Here is a 3,273-nt window from a genome sequence, read left to right on the forward strand (position 1 = left end):
TGGTGTCGATCCGCGGCTCCAGCGTCGACCTGATGCATGTGCTGTTCGGCACGGTGCTGGCGCTCAACAATGAGGCGCTCATCCTGATCGGCGGCATCGTGGTCGTCACCCTCGCCTGCCTCGCAATCTTCTGGCGGGCGCTGGTCGCGGAATGCCTTGACCCGCTGTTCCTGCGTTCCGTCAGCCGCATGGGCAGCCCGGTGCATTTCATCTTCCTCGGCCTCGTCGTGCTCAATCTCGTCGGCGGTTTCCAGGCGCTGGGCACGCTGCTGTCGGTCGGACTGATGATGCTGCCGGCAGCCGCCGCCCGCTTCTGGACGGTTCGCGTCGAGCCGATGTGCGTGCTGGCGGTGCTGATCGGCTTTGCCTCCTGCATCGCGGGACTGCTCTTGTCCTACCATGCGTCGCTGCCATCGGGACCGGCCATCATTCTTTCGGCCGGTATCGTCTATTTCGTCTCGATCATCTTCGGCTCGCGCGGCGCGCTGCGCGCCCGCATCGTGCACCACCGCCACCGAACCGCCTGACCCCAAGCAAGGAGACCCATCGATGCTCAAATCCTTCCGCGCCGCCCTGGCGATGAGCGTTATAACATTCACTGCATTCGCCACATCTTCGGCCTTCGCGGCGCCACTGAAGGTGGTGGCAAGCTTCACGGTGATTGCCGATTTCGCGAAGAATGTCGGCGGCGACCGGGTCAACATCACCACCATCGTCGGGCCTGACGGCGACGCGCATGTCTACGAGCCGAGCCCAGCCGACGCGGTGGCCATGGCGGGTGCCGATGTCGTGCTCGTCAACGGCCTGCATTTCGAAGGCTTCCTGCAGCGTCTTGTCGACGCCAGCGCCACCAAGGCCTCGATCGTCACTTTGACCAAAGGGGTGACGCCGATCGACTTCAAGCCCGAGTTCGCCGATGCCGACGCTGCCGAAGGCGCCGGTACCGGAGGCGGAAAGACGGTCACCGATCCGCATGCCTTCCAGTCGATCGCCAATGCCAAGATCTATGTGAAGAACATCGCCGAGGCTTTCTGCGCGGCCGACAGCGCGGGCTGCGACAGCTACAAGGCCAATGCCGCCGGCTACACCACCAAGCTCGATGCGCTGGAAATCGAGGTGAAAGCGGCGATCCAGTCGATCCCGCAGGAGAAGCGCGTCGTCATCACCTCGCATGACGCCTTCGGTTACTTCGAACACGAGTACGGCCTGACCTTCCTGGCGCCGCAAGGCATCTCCACCGATTCCGAGCCGTCGGCGGCCGACGTCGCAAGGCTGGTGACCCAGGTCAAGCAGGACAAGGCGGCGGCGATCTTCATCGAGAACATCACCAATCCGCGGCTGATCGAGCAGATCTCCAGCGAATCCGGCATCAAGGTCGGCGGCACGCTCTATTCGGACGCGCTGTCGGGATCCAACGGCCCGGCCTCGACCTATATCGACATGATGCATAACAACATCACGCAGATAAAAGGCGCCATCCTCGGCAGCTGAGGTCCGCCCGCTGAAGACCGCACCCTTCCAGCCGGACCAAGTTCCGGCTGGGATTCCCGGATGGAAATGTCTATCTGCTGGATGGTGATCGACCCGATGCAATTGGCTGCTCCATGACCGACTTCACGCCTCTCCAGTCCTTGCTCGGCGGCGCCCTCATCGGCCTGGCGGCAGTGCTGCTGATGGCGTTGCACGGGCGCATTGCCGGCATGACAGGTATCCTGACCGGAATCATTCCCCCGGTGTCCTCGGACTGGCCGTGGCGCGCCGCCTTTATCGCTGGTGCAATCGCCGCACCCTTGCTGTTGCTGCTTGCCGGCAAGGAAATTCCGTTCAGCGCGCCGGTACCCACGGCGGCGCTGGTCGTGGGCGGCTTCCTTGTGGGCATCGGCGTGCATTTCGGCGGCGGCTGCCCGAGCGGGCATGGCATTTGCGGCATCGCGCGGCTGTCGCCGCGCTCGATCGTTGCCGTCGCGGTCTTCATGGCCGCCGCCTTCGCAACCGTCTTCGTCATCCGCCACTTGATGGGAGGCTGAACTCATGAGCAAACTCGTCTCGGCCTTCCTGATCGGCGGACTTTTCGGTCTGGGTATCGCGGTTTCCGGCATGATCAATCCAGCCAAGGTGCTGAACTTCTTCGACATCGCCGGCACCTGGGACCCGAGCCTGATCTTCGTCATGGGCGGCGGCCTGGCGGTCGCGTTTATCGGTTACCGCCTTGTCTTCGGCCGGCGCGAGGCGCCGGTGTTCGAAAGCGCCTTTGCCCTGCCGACCAAGCGCGCCATCGACTGGCAACTGGTGGGCGGCGCGGCCGTCTTTGGCATCGGCTGGGGCATTGCGGGCTTTTGCCCCGGCGCCTCGATCCCGGCGCTTGGCCTTGGCTATCCGGCGACAGCGGTCTTTGTCGCGGCGGTCATCGCGGGCGTCGTCGTCGCCCGATTCGCCAGGATGCGGCTCGCCCGGCCGGCCGCGGCATAGGAATTAACGGCAACGGCTGTTGCCGGACCGGCCGGGGAGTGGCAAGACTTCGGTCAAGCTACAAGGCATCAAACTCGTGAGGACACCATGGAATACCGCCAGATCAGCGAAGATTATTCGGTCTCCGGCCAGATCCAGCCCGAGGACATCGCCGCCATAAGGGACGCCGGTTTCAAGAGCGTGATCTGCAACCGGCCGGACGATGAGCAACCCGGCCAGCCAGCGGCCAGCAGCATTCAGGCCGCGGCCGAGGCCGCCGGGCTTGCCTTCCGCTATATCCCGGTGATCAGCGGCCAGATCACCATGGACAATGTCGAGGATCAGGCAGAGGCGCTGGACGAGCTGGAAGGCCCCGTGTTTGCCTATTGCCGTTCAGGTGCGCGCTGCACCAACCTTTTTGGGCTCATCCAGCAACAGAGGGGCTGAAGGCTTAGCTCGATCCGCCATTCGGCGGGGTTGGCGATCCTTCGCGCCAGCTTAGCCCGGTAATCCGTTGGCGCTAGATCGGCAGCGCGCCTGTTTCCTTCAGAGTCTCCAGCACGATCGCCGTCTTCACATGCTGCACGGATTCGTGCGGCAGCAAAACGCCGTTGACGAACTCCGACAATGATTTGAGATCGGGCGTCACCACCTTCAGGATATAGTCCATCTCGCCGGTCAGCGCGTGCGCCTCTTGCACTTCGGGCAGGCGCGCCACCAGTTCGCCGAAGCGGCGGGCGTTGTCGCGGTTGTGGGTGGCAAGGGTCACGGAGATGACGTTGACCAGCGAAAAGCCGAGACGGTCGCGGTCGAGCACGGCGCGAT

Annotated in this window: 6 protein-coding genes; 5 read left to right on the forward strand and 1 reads right to left on the reverse strand. The window is 63.9% G+C overall.

All coding sequences use genetic code 11. The features are described from left to right. From Q0L57_RS09000 to Q0L57_RS09020, 5 genes are all read left to right on the forward strand, one after another. The coding region (locus Q0L57_RS09000; RefSeq protein ID WP_296741328.1) for a metal ABC transporter permease at positions 1–527 on the forward strand (527 nt) is incomplete at its 5' end. A gap of 22 nt (positions 528–549) precedes the next feature. After that, the gene (gene aztC / locus Q0L57_RS09005) at positions 550–1,491 is read left to right on the forward strand and encodes a zinc ABC transporter substrate-binding protein AztC (protein WP_296741330.1); all 942 of its coding nucleotides are present in this window, start codon (positions 550–552) and stop codon (positions 1,489–1,491) included. Positions 1,492–1,604: 113 nt separating this feature from the next. Beyond that, a complete protein-coding gene (locus Q0L57_RS09010) occupies positions 1,605–2,027 on the forward strand; it encodes a YeeE/YedE thiosulfate transporter family protein (RefSeq protein ID WP_296741332.1) in 423 nt (140 codons plus the stop codon). A gap of 4 nt (positions 2,028–2,031) precedes the next feature. Continuing rightward, positions 2,032–2,469 carry a DUF6691 family protein gene (locus Q0L57_RS09015; RefSeq protein ID WP_296741334.1) on the forward strand — a complete coding sequence of 146 codons (438 nt, stop codon included), beginning with the start codon at positions 2,032–2,034 and terminating at the stop codon, positions 2,467–2,469. 87 nt (positions 2,470–2,556) lie between these two features. Beyond that, positions 2,557–2,895, forward strand: coding sequence for a TIGR01244 family sulfur transferase (locus Q0L57_RS09020; protein WP_296741335.1), 339 nt, complete (start codon positions 2,557–2,559; stop codon positions 2,893–2,895). 73 nt (positions 2,896–2,968) lie between these two features. On the opposite strand, the gene Q0L57_RS09025 is transcribed toward Q0L57_RS09020, so the two are convergent. Beyond that, the coding region (locus tag Q0L57_RS09025; protein ID WP_296741337.1) for an Lrp/AsnC family transcriptional regulator at positions 2,969–3,273 on the reverse strand (305 nt) is incomplete at its 5' end.

The organism is Mesorhizobium sp., from assembly GCF_024509055.1.
Lineage (GTDB): Bacteria > Pseudomonadota > Alphaproteobacteria > Rhizobiales > Rhizobiaceae > Mesorhizobium.

Coding starts and splice junctions, on each gene's coding strand:
- Q0L57_RS09020 (WP_296741335.1), top strand. CDS start 2,557: ATGGAATACCGCCAGATCAGCGAAGATTATTCGGTCTCCGGCCAGATC.
- Q0L57_RS09010 (WP_296741332.1), top strand. CDS start 1,605: ATGACCGACTTCACGCCTCTCCAGTCCTTGCTCGGCGGCGCCCTCATC.
- aztC (WP_296741330.1), top strand. CDS start 550: ATGCTCAAATCCTTCCGCGCCGCCCTGGCGATGAGCGTTATAACATTC.
- Q0L57_RS09015 (WP_296741334.1), top strand. CDS start 2,032: ATGAGCAAACTCGTCTCGGCCTTCCTGATCGGCGGACTTTTCGGTCTG.